At 61.8% G+C, this 20,195-nt stretch carries 17 protein-coding genes and 1 pseudogene; 11 read left to right on the top strand and 7 right to left on the bottom strand.

What is annotated here, in order from left to right; genetic code table 11:
- Positions 1 to 225 precede the first annotated feature (225 nt).
- The 4 genes from CRN80_RS15200 to edd form a co-directional block, all read right to left on the bottom strand.
- Positions 226 to 1,695 carry an ATP-binding protein gene (locus tag CRN80_RS15200; protein ID WP_056789187.1) on the bottom strand — a complete coding sequence of 490 codons (1,470 nt, stop codon included), beginning with the start codon at positions 1,693 to 1,695 and terminating at the stop codon, positions 226 to 228.
- Entirely contained in the window at positions 1,685 to 2,419 is a 735-nt protein-coding gene (locus CRN80_RS15195; protein WP_003193918.1) for a response regulator, read from the bottom strand. The genes CRN80_RS15200 and CRN80_RS15195 overlap by 11 nt, the downstream gene beginning before the upstream one ends.
- 138 nt (positions 2,420 to 2,557) lie before the next feature.
- Positions 2,558 to 3,514, bottom strand: coding sequence for a glucokinase (locus tag CRN80_RS15190; RefSeq protein WP_098950483.1), 957 nt, complete (start codon positions 3,512 to 3,514; stop codon positions 2,558 to 2,560).
- A complete protein-coding gene (gene edd / locus CRN80_RS15185) occupies positions 3,511 to 5,337 on the bottom strand; it encodes a phosphogluconate dehydratase (RefSeq protein ID WP_014719752.1) in 1,827 nt (608 codons plus the stop codon). Before edd ends, CRN80_RS15190 begins: the two co-directional genes overlap by 4 nt.
- A gap of 221 nt (positions 5,338 to 5,558) precedes the next feature.
- On the opposite strand from edd, the gene gap reads away from it, so the two are divergent.
- The 8 genes and pseudogenes from gap (at position 5,559) to CRN80_RS32120 (ending at position 14,559) form a co-directional block, all read left to right on the top strand.
- Positions 5,559 to 6,560: a type I glyceraldehyde-3-phosphate dehydrogenase gene (gene gap / locus CRN80_RS15180; RefSeq protein ID WP_098950482.1), complete on the top strand. Its 1,002-nt coding sequence runs from the start codon at positions 5,559 to 5,561 to the stop codon at positions 6,558 to 6,560.
- Between the two features lie 223 nt (positions 6,561 to 6,783).
- Positions 6,784 to 7,302, top strand: a complete 519-nt coding sequence (locus tag CRN80_RS15170) for an RNA polymerase sigma factor (protein WP_003193922.1) — start codon at positions 6,784 to 6,786, stop codon at positions 7,300 to 7,302.
- A gap of 74 nt (positions 7,303 to 7,376) precedes the next feature.
- Positions 7,377 to 8,345, top strand: a complete 969-nt coding sequence (locus CRN80_RS15165; protein ID WP_098950480.1) for a FecR domain-containing protein — start codon at positions 7,377 to 7,379, stop codon at positions 8,343 to 8,345.
- Positions 8,346 to 8,460: 115 nt separating this feature from the next.
- Positions 8,461 to 11,025: a TonB-dependent receptor gene (locus CRN80_RS15160; protein ID WP_098950479.1), complete on the top strand. Its 2,565-nt coding sequence runs from the start codon at positions 8,461 to 8,463 to the stop codon at positions 11,023 to 11,025.
- 138 nt (positions 11,026 to 11,163) lie between these two features.
- On the top strand, positions 11,164 to 11,772 hold the full coding sequence (locus tag CRN80_RS15155) for a biliverdin-producing heme oxygenase (RefSeq protein WP_098950478.1): 609 nt from the start codon (positions 11,164 to 11,166) through the stop codon (positions 11,770 to 11,772).
- Positions 11,773 to 11,880: 108 nt separating this feature from the next.
- Complete coding sequence (locus CRN80_RS15150; protein ID WP_098950477.1) at positions 11,881 to 12,282, top strand: YbaN family protein; 402 nt, start codon at positions 11,881 to 11,883, stop codon at positions 12,280 to 12,282.
- A gap of 51 nt (positions 12,283 to 12,333) precedes the next feature.
- Positions 12,334 to 13,653, top strand: a pseudogene (locus CRN80_RS32125) (cache domain-containing protein); the annotation flags it as partial.
- Positions 13,654 to 13,803: 150 nt separating this feature from the next.
- Positions 13,804 to 14,559, top strand: a complete 756-nt coding sequence (locus tag CRN80_RS32120) for a methyl-accepting chemotaxis protein (protein WP_370706227.1) — start codon at positions 13,804 to 13,806, stop codon at positions 14,557 to 14,559.
- A gap of 144 nt (positions 14,560 to 14,703) precedes the next feature.
- Here CRN80_RS32120 and CRN80_RS15140 read toward each other — a convergent pair whose 3' ends face one another.
- Positions 14,704 to 15,267 (bottom strand): NAD(P)H nitroreductase, encoded by a 564-nt coding sequence (locus CRN80_RS15140; protein ID WP_003193928.1) that lies wholly within the window; start codon positions 15,265 to 15,267, stop codon positions 14,704 to 14,706.
- Between the two features lie 140 nt (positions 15,268 to 15,407).
- Here CRN80_RS15140 and CRN80_RS15135 point away from each other — a divergent pair, with 140 nt between their 5' ends.
- From CRN80_RS15135 to CRN80_RS15125, 3 genes are read left to right on the top strand one after another with little or no spacing between them, the layout of a single operon-like run.
- Positions 15,408 to 16,847 carry a di-heme oxidoredictase family protein gene (locus CRN80_RS15135; protein WP_098950475.1) on the top strand — a complete coding sequence of 480 codons (1,440 nt, stop codon included), beginning with the start codon at positions 15,408 to 15,410 and terminating at the stop codon, positions 16,845 to 16,847.
- Between the two features lie 31 nt (positions 16,848 to 16,878).
- Entirely contained in the window at positions 16,879 to 17,943 is a 1,065-nt protein-coding gene (locus CRN80_RS15130; protein WP_003193930.1) for an imelysin family protein, read from the top strand.
- A gap of 2 nt (positions 17,944 to 17,945) precedes the next feature.
- A complete protein-coding gene (locus CRN80_RS15125) occupies positions 17,946 to 19,043 on the top strand; it encodes a DUF1513 domain-containing protein (RefSeq protein ID WP_032897789.1) in 1,098 nt (365 codons plus the stop codon).
- A 205-nt stretch (positions 19,044 to 19,248) separates the two neighbouring features.
- Here the strand turns inward: CRN80_RS15125 and CRN80_RS15120 are convergent, their stop codons facing one another.
- Positions 19,249 to 19,476, bottom strand: coding sequence for a hypothetical protein (locus CRN80_RS15120; protein WP_003193932.1), 228 nt, complete (start codon positions 19,474 to 19,476; stop codon positions 19,249 to 19,251).
- Positions 19,473 to 20,192, bottom strand: coding sequence for a lipopolysaccharide kinase InaA family protein (locus CRN80_RS15115; protein ID WP_003193933.1), 720 nt, complete (start codon positions 20,190 to 20,192; stop codon positions 19,473 to 19,475). Before CRN80_RS15115 ends, CRN80_RS15120 begins: the two co-directional genes overlap by 4 nt.
- Positions 20,193 to 20,195 lie beyond the last annotated feature (3 nt).

Genomic DNA, 20,195 nt, shown 5'->3' with positions numbered 1-20,195 from the left:
CGGGGCGGCTAAACCGGCATCCCTGCCGGTTTACCCCCCAAATCCCTGTCGAATTCCGGCCAGCGTGGTTTAACGGGGCGCCTAAGATCAAAAGCAGATCAAGAGCAAGATCAAGAGCGGCTCGCTTCGCATCGTGGTTACCGGTGGCTGCGGCGAACTGCACAGTTGTGTAGATACCTATGGCTATCGCAGGCAAGCCAGCTCCCACAGTAGTCCTGCGTATATTCAGTCTAATCCGCGGGGAAGTTGCAAGGTGACGCGCAGGCCGCCTTCGCGCAGGTTCTGCAAACTCACTTCGCCCCCATGGCTGTGGGCAATGTTGCGCGCAATCCCCAACCCCAACCCGTAACCCTGCTGCTGGCCGGCCAAGCGAAAGTGCGGTTCAAACACTTGCTCCAGTCGCTGCTGCGGCACGCCTGGGCCTTCATCATCCACGTGCAGGATGAACTGCACGCCATCGTCCTCGATATGCAAATGCGCGTTCTGCCCGTACTTGAGCGCGTTGTCGATCAGGTTGCCGATGCAACGCTTGAGCGCCAGCGGCTTGCCTGGGTAGGCTGACAGCGCCGCGCCATCGAGGGTCACTCGGCCATTGCCATGGGGTGCCAGGTACGGCTCCACCAGGCATTCGAGGACGTGGTTGAGGTCGACCGGCTGGATGTTTTCGTGGATGTCGGTGTCTTTCACGCATTGCAGCGCGCCCTTGACCAACAACTCCAGCTCATCCAAGTCACGGCCGAATTTGTTTTGCAGGTTCTCGTCTTCCAGTAATTCCACGCGCAGGCGCAGGCGGGTAATGGGCGTGCGCAGGTCATGGGAAATCGCACTGAACAACTGGCTGCGCTCGGTCAGGTAACGGCTGATGCGTTCACGCATGGCATTGAATGCACGACCCACTTCCACCACTTCACTGCCGCCGCCTTCAGCCACAGGCTCCACATCGGCGCCCAGGGACATGTCCCGCGCCGCTCGCGCCAGGCGCTTGAGTGGCCGGCTTTGCCAGTGCACCAGCAGGCCGATGAACAACAGCAGAAAACCGCTGGTGAGCACGATAAACCACACCTGCTGGGACGGCAGGCCTTGTTCTTCCAGGCTGGTGTAGGGCTCGGGCAACAGCGAGGCGATGTACAGCCATTCGCCGGGCGCCAATTGGATCTGGGTGACCAGCACCGGCGGGTTCACCGGTTCCAGGGTCAGTGCGTAATGGGCCCAGGAGCGTGGCAGTTCGTCGAGCTTCAGGCCGGCATTGAAGATGCGCAGGTCTTCGGCGCTGACGAACTCCACCGAGATATGCACGTCGGCGCCCAGGGTCTGGCGCAGCACTTCATCCACCGCCACCAGTACCGCTTGCTTGCGCGGGGTTTCGGGCAGTATTTGCATGTCCAGCGGGCGATCGTTGAGGGTCACCACAAAACGCGTACCGCCCATGCTGCGCAACTGGTCCAGCACCAACGGGCGATAGGCCACCGGCAGCGACCGGAAGTAACTCACGCTGGCGGTCATTGAATGCGCGAGGCTGCGGGCGCTGGTGACCAGGCCCTCAAGCTGGGTGGCGCGCAATTGCGACACCCAGATCACGCTGGACAGCGCCTGGGCGAACAGCACCGCCAGCAAGGTCAGCAGTAACATGCGCCCCAGCAGCGAGCGGGGTACCGGCAAGCGGCGGCGGCGTTCGTTCAGCGGTTCAGTGGGCATTGCCGGCAACCACGCTGGCTGCCAGTTGATAGCCGCTGCCACGCACGGTGCGGATCAGCCGCGGTGGTTTCTCGGTGTCGCGCAGGCGCTGGCGCAGGCGGCTGACGGCCATGTCGACGATCCGGTCCAAGGGCATCAGGTCGCGGCCACGGGTGGCGTTGCCGATGGTGTCGCGGTCGAGGATCTGCTGCGGGTGGTCGAGAAACAACTTGAGCAAGGCAAAGTCGGCGCCGGAGAGGATCACCTCTTCACCGTCCACATGAAACAAGCGGTGGCTGATCATATCCAGGCGCCATTCATCGAACACCCACACATCGCCGCCACTGCTGCGCTCCTGGCCAAACTGGCAGCGGCGCAGCAGTGCCTTGATGCGCGCCTGCAGCTCGCGGGGGCTGAACGGCTTGCCGATATAGTCATCGGCGCCCAGCTCCAGGCCGATCACGCGGTCGGCTTCGTCGGAACTGGCGGTGAGCATGATGATCGGCACCTGCGCCTGGCGCGGGTGCTGGCGGATCCAGCGGCACAGGCTGAAGCCGTCTTCGTCTGGCAACATCACATCGAGGATGACCAGGTCGCACGGTGCCTCGTTCATGGCCTGGCGGAACCCCGCGCCGTCGGACACGCCACGGACTTGGAAGCCGGCGCGACTGAGGTAGGTTTGCAGCAATTCGCGGATTTCCTGGTCGTCGTCGACGAGGAGAATGGATTTACTGATTACGCTCACGGGGGCCTCCTTGTTGTTATGGCCTGGCTTAAATCATCGGGTGCCCTTTAGGCCGCCATCGCAGGCAAGCCAGCTCCCACACTTGGAATGCATTCCAGACGGTGGGAGCTGGCTTGCCTGCGATGGCGCCATTATGACCTATGCAAAGGCTTGCTCAAGCGCCACACCCGCCCCAGTCAGCCCGGAATACGGCGCCGTTACCAGCCACACCGGAATACCTTTGAAGTAGTCGCTCATGCAGCCTTTATCCGCAAAGCTTTTGGCGAAACCGCTGTTGATAAAGAAGTCGGCAAACCTCGGTATCACCCCGCCCACGATGTACACGCCACCGCGCCCACCGGTGGTCAAGACGTTATTGCCCGCCACCCGGCCCAGCCAGATGCTGAACTGGTCCAAAACTTCCATGGCCACGGGGTCACCGGCCAGGCCCGCCGCCGTGATGGCTTCGGGGGTGTCCAGCACCGGCTCATGCCCATCCACCGCACAGATCGCCCGGTACAGCCGCGGCAGGCCGCCACCGCTCAGCGCGGTTTCGGCGCTGACATGCCCGATCTCGCTGTAGATGTGTTGCCACAATTGGGTTTCCCGTGGGCTGCTCAGGGGCAGGTCGACATGCCCACCCTCCCCCGGCAGCGCTGCCCAGCGGCCTGCGCCGAGGTCCAGCAAGGTGCCGACGCCAAGGCCGGTGCCCGGGCCGATCACCACGGCCGGGCGCAAGGGCTCCGGCGTGCCTTCGCAGACCACGCGAAATTCGTCGGGTTTGAGCCGGGTCATGCCCAGGGCCATGGCCGAGAAATCGTTGACCAGCAACAGTTCATCCACCTGCAGGGCCTGGCAAAACGCGGTTTTGCTCAGGCGCCAGTGGTTGTTGGTGAACTTGAATTCATCGCCGCTCACCGGCCCGGCCACCGACAGGCACACCGCACCGATGTCGCCGATTTGCAGGCCTTCTTCTTTGAGATAGACCTTGATCGCCTCTTCAGGGCTGCCGTGATCCGCCGTGGCATGCACGCGGATCGAATGCAGTTCCTGATCCCGCCATAACGCAAAACGGGCGTTAGTCCCCCCGATATCACCGACCAGCGCAAGCTTCACTTAAGCGTCTCCAAGGCAGAGGTAAAGGCGCTGGCGCCCTGCTCTGCGGAGCTTGCGGCCAAGCGCATGAATGCAAACAACTCGCGACCGGCCCCCACGTTATTGCCCAACAGGCCCGTGGCAGGCGTGCGCGCTGCAAATACTTCGGCGTCCACCTTAAGCTCCAAGGTGCCGGTAACGCCATCCACACGGATGATATCGCCATCCTGGACCCGCGCCAGCGGCCCGCCGCTCTGGGCTTCGGGGTTGACGTGGATCGCGGCAGGGATCTTACCCGACGCGCCGGACATTCGCCCGTCTGTCACCAGTGCCACTTTGAAACCACGGTCCTGCAACACGCCCAGGAACGGCGTCATCTTATGCAATTCCGGCATGCCGTTGGAGCGCGGCCCCTGGAAGCGCATCACCGCAACGAAGTCTTTTTCCAGCAGGCCGGCCTTGAAGGCATCGGCCAGGTCCTGCTGGTCCTGGAACACCACCGCCGGCGCTTCGACCACCTGATGCTCCGGGGCTACCGCCGAAACCTTCATCACGCCACGGCCGAGGTTGCCTTCCATTACGCGCAAGCCGCCTTCCGGCGAGAACGCACGGGCCACGGGGCGCAGGATGGTTTCGTCGAGGCTTTCGATCGGGCCGTCGCGCCAGACCAGTTCGCCGTCGACCAGGAAAGGTTCCTGGATATAGCGGCTCAGGCCCTTGCCGGCCACGGTGTTGACGTCTTCGTGAAGCAGGCCGGCTTCGAGCAGTTCGCGGATCAGGAACGACATACCGCCCGCCGCCTGGAAGTGGTTGATGTCAGCCTTGCCGTTTGGATACACGTGGGACAGGGTCGGTACCACCTCGGAGAGGTCGGCCATGTCCTGCCAGGTCAGGATGATGCCTGCCGACATGGCGATGGCCGGCATGTGCAGGGTGTGGTTGGTGGAACCGCCGGTGGCGTTGAGCGCAACGATGGAGTTGACGATGGACTTCTCGTCGACAATCTCGCCAATGGGCGTGAAGTTGCCATTGGCCTTGGTCAAGCGCGTGACCTGGTGCGCGGCTTCGCGGGTCAACGCATCGCGCAGCGGCGTGTACGGGTTGACGAACGAAGCGCCGGGCAAGTGCAGGCCCATGACTTCCATCAGCAACTGGTTGGTGTTGGCGGTGCCGTAGAAGGTGCAGGTGCCGGGGCTGTGGTAGGACTTCATCTCCGATTCCAGCAGCTCTTCGCGGCTGGCCTTGCCTTCGGCGTAGCGCTGGCGCACATCGGCCTTCTGCTTGTTGGAGATACCCGACGGCATCGGCCCGCCCGGCACGAAGATCATCGGCAGGTGGCCGTAGCGCAGCGCACCCATCATCAGGCCAGGGACGATCTTGTCGCAGATGCCCAGCATCAGCGCGGCGTCGAACATGTTGTGGGACAGCGCTACCGCCGTGGACATGGCAATGACTTCACGGCTGAGCAGGCTCAGTTCCATGCCCGGCTCGCCCTGGGTCACGCCGTCGCACATGGCGGGGGTGCCGCCGGCAAACTGGCCGACCGAGCCGACTTCGCGCAGGGCCTTTTTGATTTGTTCGGGGAAATGCTCGTAGGGCTGATGCGCCGAGAGCATGTCGTTATAAGAAGAAACAATTGCCACGTTGGCGGCATTCATCATGCGCAGGCTGTTTTTGTCTTCGGTGCCGCAACCGGCCACACCGTGGGCGAAGTTGGCGCATTGCAGCTTGCCGCGCATCGGACCGTCGCTGGCTGCGCCGCGAATGAGCGCAAGGTAAGCCTCGCGGGTGGCGCGGCTGCGGGCGATAAGCCGTTCGGTGACCTCAAGAACGCGGGGATGCATGTATAGAACTCCAGGCTAACGGATGTGGCGACCTGAGAGTCTATGCTGATCAAACGCCCACGGCTCATGGGATGGCAGGGGGTCGTTTGGATCATCGGACCAGTTGATTCAGGTCACTCGTTGTAGATTGAACAAAATATTGCCACTAAAAAGGCTTGTTTTCTATTTTTATGCGAATAATCTTGTAATTCTTACAACAAATCGACGACAGGCACTTTCCGATGACTCTTCGAATCGCAATCAATGGTTTTGGCCGTATCGGCCGTAATGTCCTGCGCGCACTGTATACCCAAGGCTATCGCCAGGATTTGCAGATCGTCGCCATCAACGATTTGGGCGACAGCTCGATCAATGCCCACCTGCTCAAGTACGACACCGTACACGGCACTTTCGACGCAGAGGTTGCCCACGATCAGGAAAGCCTGACCGTCAATGGTGACCGGATTGCCGTGAGTGCCATTCGCAACCCCGCCGACCTGCCGTGGGCTGCGCACAAGATTGACGTGGTGTTCGAATGCACCGGCCTGTTCACCGACCGTGACAAGGCTGCCGCCCATATTAGCGCCGGCGCGCGCAAGGTGATCATTTCTGCCCCGGCCAAAGGCGCGGACGCCACTGTGGTCTACGGGGTAAACCATGACATTTTGCGTCAATCCCACCAGATCATTTCCAACGCGTCGTGCACCACCAACTGCCTGGCGCCGGTGGCCCAGGTACTGCATCGCGAGCTGGGCATCGAAAGCGGGCTGATGACCACCATCCACGCCTACACCAACGATCAGAACCTCACCGACGTGTACCACACCGACCCGTACCGCGCGCGTTCGGCCACCCAGAACATGATCCCGAGCAAGACCGGCGCCGCTGAAGCGGTGGGCCTGGTGCTGCCGGAACTGGCAGGCAAGCTGACCGGCATGGCGGTGCGTGTACCGGTGATCAACGTGTCCCTGGTGGACCTCACCGTGCAGCTGAAGAAAGAAGCCACGGCCGATGAGGTCAACGCCCTGCTCAAACACGCCAGCCAGCACTCCAAAATCCTCGGCTACAACACCCTGCCGCTGGTTTCCAGCGACTTCAACCATAACCCGCTGTCGTCGATCTTCGACGCCAATCACACCAAGGTCAGCGGCAAATTGCTCAAAGTGCTGGCTTGGTATGACAACGAGTGGGGCTTCTCCAACCGTATGCTGGATAACTGCGTGGCGCTGTGTAACGCCGAATAAGCCCCTCTTGAGGGAGCCGGGCGCGTGTGGGAGCGGGCTTGCTCGCGAAAGCGGTGGCTCAGTTGGCCTATTCGTTGACTGACACACCGCTTTCGCGAGCAAGCCCGCTCCCACACGGGTTTAGTGCACCTCCTTGCTCCTGCGCTGGCCCAGCGAAATAGCCACTTGCCATTTCAGTTGATGATAAGCATTATCATTCACTGCAAATCGGTCTGGTATCACTGTGAGCCAATCTCGCTTCAACCACGTCTTCCTCACCCAACGGGTGATCCTGCTACGAACTCTGCAACGCATGGTGCATAACCACAGCACTGCCGAGGACCTGTTGCAGGAAACCTACCTGCGCGTGACTCGGGCCCTGAGCGAGCGGCCAATCGACCACCTTGAACCCTTTGTCTACCAGACAGCCCGCAACCTGGCGCTGGATCATTTGCGCTCGCGCAGGATTCAGGCGCGTACCCTGCAGGAGGATGTGCCGCTGGATGTCCTGCAAAGCGTCGCCGCACCGGCGAGCACGCCGGAGGAAGCCACCCAGGCCGAGCAACTGCTGGAGCACCTGAGTGTCAGCCTTGGCCAGTTGAGTGCCCGCCAGCAGCGGATCTTCATCCTCAGCCGCCTGCACGGTTGCAGCTACCAGGAGATTGCCGATCAGTTGGGTGTGTCCTTGAGCACGGTGCAAAAGGAACTCAAATTGATCATGGCCATCTGTGTGGGTGTGGCCGAACGGCTGGATCAGCCTTAAGCTTCACCCGACAGAGGTGTCGATCCAAGCTGTAGGAAAAATGAATAGAACGTGGCGAAGACCCGAGGAACACCGTGACGGACCCGAATAAACTGCGCCCCCATGCGTTGGCTCATGAGGTGTTGCAAGACGCGACCATGGACCAAGCCCTCGATTGGCTGATCGCCTTGCAGTGCCCGCAACCTGGGCAGCAGGCCGCGTTCGACGCCTGGCTGGCCCAGGACCCGGCGCATGTCCACGCCTTCAGCAAGGCCCAGGCCGCCTGGGGTGACGCGCCGGTGCACAGCGCCGCCGTGGCCCTCGCCGCACCGCGTAAGCCCAGCGGTTGGCGCCGGATCAAACCGCACTGGAAACCCTTGGCCACCGCCGCCGTGTTACTGGTCGGCCTGTTCAGTTTCAGCAACCTGCCGGTGCGCTTGCAGGCCGACCATCTGACGGTGGTCGGCGAGCGCCAGCGCCTGCAGCTGGACGATGGCTCCAAGGTGCTGCTGAACACCAACTCGGCCTTTTCCAGCACCATCAAGGACCATCAGCGCATTGCCCGCCTGTACCAAGGCGAAGCGTTCTTTGAAATAGCGCCCACCCGTGGCCTGCCCCTGGAGATCGACGCCGGCCCGGTGCGCGCCAGCGTGCGTGATACCGCCTTTGCTGTGCGCTACCTCAATGGCGAAGCCCAGGTTCAAGTGCAGCGCGGCGATGTCGACCTGAGCAACACCTTCGACGATGCCCGTGTGCGCCTGAGCGCCGGTGAAAGCATCCGCATCGGCCCCAAGGGTTTCGGCCAACCGGCCAAGCTCGATCCCAGCAAGGACCTGGCCTGGGTACAGGGCCGACTGGTGTTCGAGAACTGCCCGATGAGCGAAGTGCTGGCTGAGTTGCGCCGTTATTACCCAGGCTGGATCGTCAACAACAACGAGCAGTTGGCCAGCGTTGCCGTCACCGGCAACTACCGCCTCGACCAACCCCTGGACGTGGTGCGCTCCCTGGCGCACATCACCTCGGCCAAGCTGTCGGAATACCCCGCGCTGGTGATCCTGAACTAAATGAGAATTATTTTTACTCGATGTTAACCGGCGATACGTCTCGTTATAGCCAATGCAACTGATTCCTATTTGGTTCGGTTCGCAACTATAAGATTCGTATCCCGGAGCGCTCTCGATGTCCTCTCGTTTCAACCGCCGGTCTGCTTCGCCCGTTTTGTCCTTGCTGACCGCTGCGATCCTGCTGGCTGGTACGCCCGTCATGAGCGCCACCGCCGCCGAACCTGCCGCTCGCAGCCATGCCAATTACACCTTCAGCATTGAACAGCAGCCGCTGGTGTCGGCGCTTAATGCCTTCACCGCCGTGACTGGTTGGCAAGTCGGCCTGCCGGCCGAACTGGGCCAGGGCGTGTCGTCCCCGGGCGTGCGCGGCCCGCTGCCGGCGGAAAAAGCCCTGGAGCGGCTGTTGGTGGGGACCAACCTGAGCTATCGCAAACTGGGTAATAACAGCATCGTGCTGGAAAAACGTAGCACCGGCAGCGCCCTCGCCCTGCAACAGGTGACCATCAGCGCCACCCGTAACGAACAGGATGTGAACAGCGTACCGAGCACCGTCAGCGTGCACGACCGCCAGGAACTGGACCGCCAGAACGTCAACAACATCCGTGAACTGGTGCGCTACGAACCCGGCGTCTCTGTCGGCGGCGCTGGTAGCCGCTCGGGTAATGCCGGCTACAACATTCGTGGTATCGACGGCGACCGCGTCCTCACCCAGGTGGATGGCGTCGAAGTGCCAGACAACTTCTTCAACGGCCCCTACGCCAAGACCCGCCGCAACTACGTCGACCCGGAAATCGTCAAACGCGTGGAGATCCTGCGCGGCCCGGCCTCGGCCCTTTACGGCAGCAGTGCCATCGGCGGCGCGGTGAGTTATTTCACCCTCGACCCGGACGACATCATCAAGCCAGGCCAGGACGTCGGCGCCCGCCTGAAGACCGGCTACAGCTCCGCCGACGAGAGCTGGCTGACCTCCGGCACCTTCGCCGGGCGTGTGCAGGACTTCGACGGTTTGCTGCACCTGAGCCAGCGCAATGGCCACGAAACCGAATCCCACGACGGCAATAACGCCACCGGCCTGGCCCGTACCGGCGCCAACCCGGAAGATGCGCGCACCACCAACGTGCTGGCCAAGCTGGGCTGGAACTATGGCGATGACAACCGTTTGGGCCTGACCTACGAGAAGTTCAAGGATGACCGCGACGTCAATCTGAAAAACGCAGTGGGCGGCCCGTTCATCGGTGGCCGGGGCATGAACCTGTACCGCGACCGTCGCGGTAACGACACCATCACCCGCGAGCGCTTCGGCCTGGAAAACACCTTCGCCCTGGAGTCGCCGATTGCCGACCGTATCAAGACCAGCCTCAACTACCAGATCGCCAAGACCGACCAGACCACCGCAGAAATCTACCAGGCCGGCCGTCGCGTGCTGCGCACCCGCGACACGCTTTACGAAGAAAAACAGTGGGTCTTCGACGCACAGCTGGACAAAGCATTCAGCCTCGGTGAAACCGAGCACCAGGTGACCTACGGCACCACCCTCAAGCAGCAGAAAGTCACCGGCTCACGCGAAGGCTCGGCCTCGTGCCTGGCCATTGGCGCCGGCTGCACCGCCATCGGCGGGCCCAGCCCGTCAGCCGGCGACAGCGTGAAGAAGGCCAGCGACTTCCCCGACCCGACCATCAACACCTACTCGCTGTTCGCCCAGGACCAGATCACCTGGGACAAATGGACCTTCCTGCCCGCCGTGCGTTATGACTACACCCGGCTCAAGCCCAAGCTGACCCAGGAGTTCCTCAACACCGTCAACCCGACCGGCGAGTATGCCGTCGACGGCAAGGACAAGACCTGGAACCGCGTCACACCCAAGTTCGGCCTCACCTACGCGCTGACCGACAACTACACCTGGTTCGGCCAATACGCTGAAGGTTTCCGCACGCCGTCTGCCAAAGCCCTGTACGGTCGGTTCGAAAACCTCAACATCGGCTACACCGTCGAACCCAACCCCGACCTCAAGCCGGAAACCAGCAAAGGCATCGAAACCGGGATTCGCGGCAAGTTCGACGAAGGCTCCTTCGATATTGCGGTGTACTACAACAAGTACCGTGACTTTATCGACGAAGACAACGCCGTGGTCGGCGGCACCGTGGAGCAGTTCCAGGCGGTCAACATCAAGCGTGCCACCATCAAGGGCGTGGAAGCCAAGGGCCGCCTGAACCTGGATACCTTCGGCGCGCCGAAGGGCCTGTATACCCAAGGCTCGGTTGCCTACACCTACGGTCGCAACGACGACAATGGCGAACCGCTGAACAGCGTCAACCCACTCAAGGGCGTGTTTGGCCTGGGCTACGACCAGGACACCTACGGTGGCCTGCTGAGCTGGACCTTGGTGAAAAAACAGGACCGCGTCGACAGCACGACCTTCCATGCGCCCGACGGCGGCACCGACGGCCCGTTCAAGACCCCGGGCTTCGGCATCCTCGACCTGACCGCCTACTACAAGGTGAGCAAAGACGTGACCGTCAACGGTGGCCTCTACAACCTCACCGACAAGAAGTACTGGAACTGGGATGACGTGCGCAGCTACGACAGCGTCGGCGAGGCCGGTGTGACCGGCCCGGCCAACCTTGACCGCCTGACCCAGCCCGGTCGCAACTTTGCGATCAACGTGATCTGGGACATCTGACCCATGCGCCTCACCTCGCCGCCCATGCATCTGCGGCGAGGTGAGGATTTTTTACTGTGCCGCGTCTTCTTGTTCGTCTAGTTGATAACAGCTCTCTTTAAGGGCACCCAGGCGCTTCTCTTCTCAAGGACTTTTTTCATGACCGCTTCTTCCACCGCAGAACGCCCAAGCCTGCGCTCCCAACGCCTGAACCAGATCACCAACGAGCCGCACACCAAGCTCGACGCATTGGTGAAGGCTCACGCGCCGTTCGAAACCCAGGCCAACTTCGCCCGCTTCGTGGTGGCCCAATACCTGTTCCAATCGGAACTGGTGGCCCTGTACAACGATGCCGAGCTGAACCAGATCATCCCTGACCTGGCCGCCCGCTGCCGCGCCGAAGCGGCCAAGCTCGACCTGGCAGACCTGGACACCGAAATCCCGGCCCCGGTTGCCGGCGCGGTGAACACCCCCAGCAAAGCCGAAGCTTTGGGCTGGCTGTTCGTCTCCGAAGGCTCCAAGCTGGGCGCTGCGTTCCTGATCAAGCGCGCCGTGGGCTTGGGCCTGAGTGAAACCTTCGGTGCGCGCCACCTGGGCGAGCCAGCCGGTGGTCGCGCCGAGGGCTGGAAGAGTTTCACCCGCACCCTCGACGGCCTGGAGTTCAGTGCCGAAGAAGAAGCTGCCGTGGAAAAAGGCGCGATTGATGCGTTTGTGCGCTTCACCGTGTTGCTGGAACAGGCGTACGCTAGCGCCCCGGAACTAGCATAAGTATTCCGGTAGACAGCGGTTCAATGTGGGAGCTGGCTTGCCTGCTCCCACAGTTGAGTGCATTTCATGGCTAACAATGTGTAAACCTTCCCACCAGAAAACTGCAGCATGACCGGCAAACCCCAATCCTCCTCGAAAATCGCCCAAGTCCTCTTTGGCCTGCTGGCCTACGTCAGCCTGGGGATCGGCTTGGTGGCGATTGTGATACCGGGGTTGCCCACCACCGAATTCATCCTGCTCGCCGCCTGGGCCGCCACCAAAAGCTCGCCGCGCCTCAGCGCGTGGCTGGAAAACCATCGCCTGTTCGGCCCGATCCTGTCCAACTGGCGCAATGGCAAGATTATCGCCCGCCGCGCCAAAGTCAGCGCCACCGTGAGCATGTTGCTGTGCGCCGTGTTGATGCTGGTGATGCTCGATCACGGCTGGCCGGTGTACCTGGCGATTGTCGGGATGAGCCTGGGCAACCTGTGGATCTGGTCCCGCCCCGAACAGCTGGCACGGCCCGTCTGAAGCTGCGCGTAGGCGTTTTCCTACCGCTCATCGCCTATTTCTCATGAATTGATGTGTGACGCCGATGTTTCAGGCATGACGCCGAAGGGACTTGGCGCGTTTGCGTGCATTCCAACAAGTCCATTCGTGAGTGAACCTATGTTCGACACCCTCTCCATCCGCTTGAAAATCGTGTTGCTGTCCGGCCTGTGTCTGCTGGGTGTGATTGCACTGGTGGTCGGCATCAATATCTACAACACCAACCAGAACGATCGACTGGTCAGTGATTCAAGCTCACGAATGCTCACCGCCAGCGTGGAGCAACTGCTGCAATCCAAAGCGGCCGAACAGGCCACGCAACTGCAGAAGACCTTCGGCGAAAACCTGCTGGTAATCACCGCCCTTGCCGACCAGATCAAAGACTTGCGTCAGTTGGGCACCCAGCGTTCCCTGGAAGCTGGAGCCCTGCGTGAAGAACTCAACCGCAGCGTCAAAACCGCGTTCGAGCGCAACACCAAGGTGCTGGGCATCTGGTTGTCGTTCGAACCCAACGGGCTGGATGGCAAGGACAGCGAATTCATCGACGACAAGGCGCGCGTCTCCAATGAAAAAGGCCGGTTTTCCAGCTATTGGAGCCGGGCTGGCGGCGAAGGCCAGAACACCATCATGGTCGAAGATGACCTGACCAAGACCACCCTCAACCTCAGCGGTACGCCCTACAACATCTGGTACACCTGCCCACGAGACACGCGCAGCACTTGCCTGCTGGACCCGTACGAAGACACGGTGGCCGGCAAACCGGTACTGATGACCACCATTTCCTTGCCGCTGATCGGCGACGGCAAAGTCATCGGTGTGATCGGCGTGGATATCGCCCTCACCGCCCTGCAAGCGACCACCGATGCGGCGCAAAAAGACCTGTTCAACGGTGCCGCCCACCTGGAGATTCTGTCCAGCACCGGCCTGATCGCCGCCTACAGCGGTGAACCAGGCAAAGTCGGCAAGAACCTGATCGACAGCATCGGCGCCGAAGGCAAGGAGATCGTGCAACTGCTGGCCAATGACCGGCCGGTTATCCGCGAACAGGAAGACACCATTCGTGCCGTGTACCCGCTCAAGCCGATTGCCGGTGCCAAATCCTGGGGCGTGGTGATCAAGCTGCCCAAAGCGGTGATGTTGGCCGACAACGAAAAACTCCAAGCCGTGCTCGACGAGGCCCAGGCCACGGGCACGCTCAAAGCCCTGCTGGTGGCCGCCGCCGCTGGCCTGCTGGGCTTGCTGCTGATCTGGCTGACCGCTACAGGCGTGACCCGCCCTATCAATAGCGTGGCCGCCATGCTCAAGGACATCGCCAGCGGTGACGGCGACCTCACCCAGCGCCTGGCCTATGCCAAGAAAGACGAACTGGGCGAGTTGGTGAATTGGTTCAACCGCTTCCTCGACAAGCTGCAGCCGACCATTGCGCAGATCAAGCAAAGCATCACCGAAGCCCGCGGGACGGCCGATCAGTCGTCCGCCATTGCGCGCCAGACCAGCGAAGGCATGCAAGTGCAGTTCCGTGAAATCGACCAGGTCGCCACCGCGTCGAACGAAATGAGCGCCACCGCCCACGACGTGGCCAACAGCGCCTCCAATGCCGCCAGCGCGGCACGCGGCGCCGACCAGTCGGCACGCGAGGGCATGTCGATCATCGAGCAGAGCACCCGCGATATCACCACCCTCGCCGACGAAGTCAGCAAAGCCGTGGGCGAAGTCGAAGCCCTGGCAGTCAACAGTGAGCAAATCGGTTCAGTGTTGGAGGTGATCCGCAGCATTGCCGAACAGACCAACCTGCTGGCGTTGAATGCGGCGATTGAAGCGGCACGCGCCGGGGAAAGCGGGCGTGGTTTTGCGGTGGTGGCCGACGAAGTCCGCAACCTGGCCAAACGCACCCAGGACTCGGTGGAAGAAATCCGCCTGGTGATCGAACGTATCCAGAGCGGCACCCGTGGCGTAGTGGCGACCATGCACTCCAGCCAGCATCAGGCCCAGAGCAATGCCGGGCAGATCCATCAAGCCGTGCAAGCCCTGGGCAAGATCAGCGACGCGGTCACGGTGATCAGCGACATGAACCTGCAAATCGCCAGCGCGGCCGAACAGCAGAGCGCGGTGGCCGAAGAGGTCAACCGCAACGTCTCGGCGATTCGTACCGTGACTGAAACCCTCACCGGCCAGGCTACCGAGTCAGCGGCGATCAGCAGCCAGCTCAATGCGCTGGCCAGCCAGCAAATGAAGTTGATGGATCAGTTCAGGGTCTGATTCGGTCCTGAAAACATTGCCCCCTGTAGGAGCGAGCTTGCTCGCGAAAAACGTCAACGATAACGCGTGCTTCCTGAATAAACGCGGCGTCTGTGAGTTCTTCGCGAGCAAGCTCGCTCCTACATAGAGCAGGACAGTGGTGAATTACCGGCCGGGCCAGGCCTGGACGAACGGCGTCAGGTCTTCCTTCGGCGCCGTACGCGGTGGGTTCTGCGGCGTGCCCAGGTACAGAAAGCCAATCACTTCTTCATTCGCCGCCAGCCCCAGGCCTTTGGCAACGTGAGCCGAGTAGGACAATTCGCCGGTACGCCACACCGCGCCAATACCCTGAGCATACGCCGCCAGCAGAATGCCGTGGGCCGCACAGGCGGCGGCCAGCAATTGCTCGGACTTGGGCACTTTGAAATGCTCTTGCAAGCGTGCAATCACCACCACCACCAGCGGCGCACGCAGCGGGCCGTTCTGGGCTTTGTCGATGGCGGCTTGCGGTGCGTCGGCGTCCTGCAGGCGGGCGGCTTCGGCCAACAGCGTGCCCATCTGCTCACGCGCTGCACCTTCCACGGTAAGGAAACGCCACGGGCGCAGTTGGCCGTGATCGGGCGCGCGCATGGCGGCGGCGAACAGCAGGTCGCGCTGCTCCTGGGTCGGTGCCGGGTCGAGCAAACGCGGCACGGAAACACGGTTGAGCAAAGCGTCGAGAGCCTGCATTGGCCACCTCCATAAAAAAATGTGCGGTCATTCTAACGGGAAAGAATCGGGATGCCACCAAACGATAATTGCTCTTATTCAATCTGCCCTGCCCTGTTAGACTTTGCGCCTTAATTTTCTGCCCTCGTCCAGGAATCTCGATGTTCCGTGCGCTTTTGTACCTGCCTGCAGCGTTGATGGCTTTAAGCCTGACTGCTTGCGATGACGCCCCTCGCTTCACGAAAGCAGAGCCGGGTGAATCGCGGGCCGGTGGCGCGGCGACGGTAAACAAGCGCGACCAGAACGCCTTTTCCCTGCCCTCGGCCAACCTGGCGCCCACGCGGCGCCTGGACTTCAGCGTCGGCAACAGTTTCTTTCGCAACCCGTGGGTGATTGCGCCGTCTACCACCACGGCGCGCGATGGCCTGGGCCCACTGTTCAATACCAACGCCTGCCAGAACTGCCATATCAAGGATGGCCGTGGCCACCCGCCACTGCCTGACGCGCCCAATGCCGTCTCGATGCTGGTGCGCCTGTCCATCCATCCCTCTATTGCAGAGCAGTCAGCCTACGCCAAGCTCATCGAACAGATTGGCGTAGTGCCCGAGCCGGTCTACGGCGGGCAACTCCAGGACATGGCCGTGCCCGGCGTCGCGCCGGAAGGCAAGGTGAGGGTCGACTACACACCGGTCAACGTCAGGTTCAAGGACGGCACGCTGGTCGAGTTGCGCAAGCCCGACCTGCAGATCACCCAACTCGGCTACGGCCCGATGCACCCCGACACGCGCTTCTCGGCGCGTATCGCCCCGCCGATGATTGGCCTGGGCCTGCTCGAAGCGATCAGCGATGCCGATATCCTGCGCAATACCAACCCCAAGACCGCCGACAAAGAGGCCATCGTCGGCCGTGCCAATTGGGTCTGGGATGACGCCCAGAACAAAACTGTCCTCGGGCGTTTTGGCTGGAAAGCCGGGCAGCCCAACCTCAATCAACAAAACGTTCACGCGTTTTCTGGTGATATGGGCCTCACCACGTCCCTGAGACCCTTCGATGACTGCACCGACGCCCAAGTGGCCTGCAAACAGGCGCCCAACGGCAATGGCCCCGAGGGTGAGCCGGAAGTCAGCGATAACATCCTGCGCCTGGTGCTGTTCTACACCCGCAACCTTGCTGTGCCCGCACGCCGAGACGTCAACACGCCGCAGGTACTGGCCGGCAAGAGCCTGTTCTATCAGGCCGGTTGCCAGGGCTGTCACAAGCCCAGCTTCACCACGGCCGCCAACGCCGCCGAACCTGAACTGGCCAACCAGGTGATCCGCCCTTACAGCGACCTGCTGCTGCACGATATGGGCGAAGGCCTGGCCGACAACCGTAGCGAATTCAAAGCCACCGGCCGCGACTGGCGCACCCCGCCGCTGTGGGGCATCGGCCTGACGCAAACCGTGAGTGGCCACACCCAGTTCCTGCATGACGGCCGCGCCCGCAACCTGCTTGAGGCCGTGCTGTGGCATGGCGGTGAAGCCCAAGCGGCGCAGCAACATGTGTTGTCGTTCAATGCCGAGCAGCGTGCCGCGTTGCTGGCGTTCCTGAATTCTTTATAAGCTTTGCCCCACTTACAGAAGGGAGCTCGACATGTTTCGTCCCAAGTTGTTGTTCACCAGCCTCGCCGCCCTGGCCTTGGGCGCCTGCTCGCCCCAAGATCCGCAAGCCGTGACCTCGGCAGCCATCGCCAAGCAAGTGATCCTGCCAACCTACAGCCGCTGGGTTGAGGCCGACCGTCAACTGGCCGTCAGCGCCCTGGCCTATTGCCAAGGCAAGGAAAGCCTGGACACCGCCCGCGCCGACTTCCTGCACGCGCAAAAAGCCTGGGCCGAGCTGCAACCGCTGCTGATCGGCCCGCTGGCCGAAGGCAACCGGGCGTGGCAGGTGCAGTTCTGGCCAGACAAGAAGAACCTGGTAGGCCGTCAGGTCGAGCAACTGGTCAGCGCCCAGCCGCAGATCGACGCCGCCGCCCTGGCGAAATCCAGCGTGGTGGTACAGGGCCTGTCGGCGTACGAATACATCCTTTACGACGCCAAGCCTGACGTCGCCGACGACGCCCAGAAAGCGCGCTATTGCCCGCTGCTGATGGCGATCGGTGAACGCCAGAAAGTCCTGGCCGAAGAGATCCTGGCCAGTTGGAACAGCACCGACGGCATGCTCGCGCAGATGACCAAGTTTCCGAACCAGCGCTACGCTGATTCCCACGAAGCCATCGCCGACCTGCTGCGCGTGCAAGTGACCGCCCTGGACACCCTGAAGAAAAAGCTCGGCACCCCGATGGGCCGCCAGACCAAGGGTATCCCGCAACCGTTCCAGGCTGATGCCTGGCGCAGCCAGTCGTCCCTGCAAAGCCTGGAAGCCAGCCTTGCCGCCGCTCAAACCGTATGGGTGGGCGTCGATAACAAAGGCCTGCGTGGCCTGCTGCCGGCGGACCAGAAGCCACTGGCCGAGAAAATCGACGCCGCCTACGCAGCGTCCCTGAAACTGTTCGCCAGCAACCAGCGCACCCTCAACGAACTGTTGAATGACGACGCCGGGCGCCAGCAACTCAACGACATCTACGACAGCCTCAACGTGGTCCACCGCCTGCACGAAGGCGAACTGGCCAAGGCGCTGGGCGTACAACTGGGCTTTAACGCCAACGACGGTGACTGATGATGCTCAGGCGACAGGCTTTGGCGGTGGGCAGCGTGCTGCTCAGCGCTATCACCTTGGGTGGCTGGACGCTGTTCAAGCACAAAGACAAAGGCCCGCTGCTGCTGTCGGCGCGCGATGATGCCGACGGCAAGCACTACGCTGTCGGCTATCGCCTGGACGGCAAGCCGGTATTTGCCACCCAGGTCGGCCAGCGCTGCCATGACATTATCAACCACCCGACCTTGCCGATTGCGCTGTTCGTCGCCCGTCGCCCAGGCACCGAGAGCTACCTGATCGACCTGCGCGATGGCGCGCTGCTGCAAACCATCACCTCGAACGCCAACCGCCATTTCTATGGCCATGCGGTGATCCACAAGAGCGGCGACTGGCTGTACGCCACCGAGAACGACACCTCCGACCCTGGCCGTGGCCTGTTGGGTGTGTATAAGTTCGAAGGTGAGCGGCTGGTGCACAGCGGCGAGATATCCACCCACGGCATCGGCCCGCATCAAGTCTCGTGGATGCCCGACGGCGAGACGCTGATCGTGGCCAACGGTGGCATTCGCACCGAAGCCGAAAGCCGGGTGGAGATGAACCTCAATGCCATGGAGCCGAGCCTGGTGCTGATGCGCCGCGACGGCAGCCTGATCAGCAAGGAAACCCTGGCCCAGCAGATGAACAGCGTGCGGCACATGGGCATAGCCAGCGATGGCACCATCCTCACCGGGCAGCAGTTCATGGGCCCGTCCCAAGAGCGTTCCGAGTTGCTTGCGATCAAGCGCCCGGGGCAGCCGTTCGTGGCGTTCCCGGTGGCCGATGAGCAGTTGCAGGCGATGGGGCATTACACCGCCAGCGTGGCGGTGCACAGCGAACTGCGCCTGGTGGCGTTGACGGCACCGCGGGGCAACCGCTTTTTTATCTGGGACATGGACACCGCCGAACTGCGCCTGGATGGGCCCTTGCCGGACTGTGCGGGGGTGGGCGCGGTGGCGGATGGGTTTGTGGTGACATCGGGTCAGGGGCGTTGCCGCTTCTATGACTGCCGCCAGGAAAAGTTACTGGCAACCCCCCTGGAGTTACCGGCGGGGTTCTGGGATAACCACCTGCACCTGGTCTGAAACTACCCTTTTGTGGCTGATCGGACGAGACGCAGAGCGTCTCAAGAGGCATTCCCACGCAGAGCGTGGGAACGATGACGCGCCCATCCTGAATGAACGTGTCGTCTGTGGGTTTTTCGCGAGCAAGCTCGCTCCTACAACAGTTGAGGTGTCAGGCACAAAAAAAGGGCCTTGCATCGCAAGGCCCTTTTGGGGGTCAATCGTTTCAACTTTGCGGCCTCATCGCTTGAGACATGCCGAACATGAATAACAGCAATTCATGGTCGGGCTTGGCCGCCACACTCGTCTTGGCAATGCGTGGCAGCAGGCATTGCCCGCCACCGTCTACCGCACTCAACACTTGTGTACGAGGTTGTTCCCATACCGCCAGGGCCAGGGCTGCAACACCCAATGCCCCGACCAGAAACAAACCTCGTGCTATTTCTAGCTTCATCTGGTTAAACCCTTGATAGCGCTGCCAAACGCCGTCTCGTAAAAGTAGCTGAGTTTTTTCCAGTCGGTGTCATTCCACGACGAATGGCGACGCAATTGCAGCATGTCGTGGGACGCGGCCCGATAAGCGGTCAGGCGCTGGCGGCATTTCTCAAAGTCCAGCAGGGCCACTTCCACTGTCGCCGCATCAGGCTCACCGGTCACCCGCACGAATATGTGCTTGATATACAGGCAACCGTGTTGCCAGCGGCCTTTGTGCATACGGGCCAAGGTGCCAGCCAACTCTTGCAGCAGGCGCTCATGGACCGCCTCGCCATACTGTTGGCGACCACCGGCGGCGTACCAGTTTTCGATCTCGTCGAAACCGTCCAGTGACGCGGTCACCAACAGGGCTTTCCACTGGTGCTCGGGGTCGCGACGCGCTTCGCAAAACACCAGTTCCGGCACACGCACATCCAGCAAACGCAGGCCTTTGAGGGCATCACGCTCACGCAGCACGGTCGGACGCCCGAAGGGGTGCAGCCAACTGCGGTAAATGTGGCCGGTCTGGCGCTTGCAATAGAGCAAGCGACCGTTAGGGCTGATCACCCGCTGCACGCCACTTTCACCACCACGGCGACGGTTGGGTTCTTCCACCCATTCACCTTGCTGACGCCAGAAAAAATCAAATCGTTCTTCGGGAGCTACATGACTGCCTACTACGCACTCAACTGCCATCCT

The organism is Pseudomonas sp. FDAARGOS_380, from assembly GCF_002591235.1.
GTDB classification, from domain to species: domain Bacteria; phylum Pseudomonadota; class Gammaproteobacteria; order Pseudomonadales; family Pseudomonadaceae; genus Aquipseudomonas; species Aquipseudomonas salmasensis.
This window is presented reverse-complemented; position numbering and strand designations above follow the sequence as displayed.